This window comes from Bacillus sp. GbtcB14 (genome assembly GCF_019091205.1).
Classification (GTDB): domain Bacteria; phylum Bacillota; class Bacilli; order Bacillales; family Bacillaceae_G; genus Bacillus_A; species Bacillus_A cereus_AG.
Genome location: NZ_JAGXJT010000293.1, coordinates 1 through 240 on the forward strand (window position 1 = coordinate 1; position 240 = coordinate 240).

Consider the following 240-nt stretch of genomic DNA (forward strand, 5'->3'; position numbering starts at 1 on the left):
TGCAGCCTGAAAGTGTAGGAGAAGGGTTTAGGCCTGTTAGTGCAATTCGGCCGGGGGTAATGGGAATTACTGGAATCGAAACGAGCGACGTCAATTATGGAATCATTGAGAAGACGAAGCCAGACTTTGTCATTGTAATTGATGCGTTAGCTGCCCGTCCTATTGAACGAGTAAATAGTACGATACAAATTTCTGACACGGGAATTCATCCTGGATCGGGGGTTGGGAATAAGCGTAAGG

The 240-nt window shown here is 46.2% G+C and carries 1 protein-coding gene; it reads left to right on the plus strand.

The window, feature by feature from the left end; genetic code table 11:
- Positions 1–240, plus strand: a 240-nt coding sequence (gene gpr, locus KVT31_RS29955; protein WP_217613768.1) for a GPR endopeptidase, incomplete at both ends; no start/stop codon positions are given.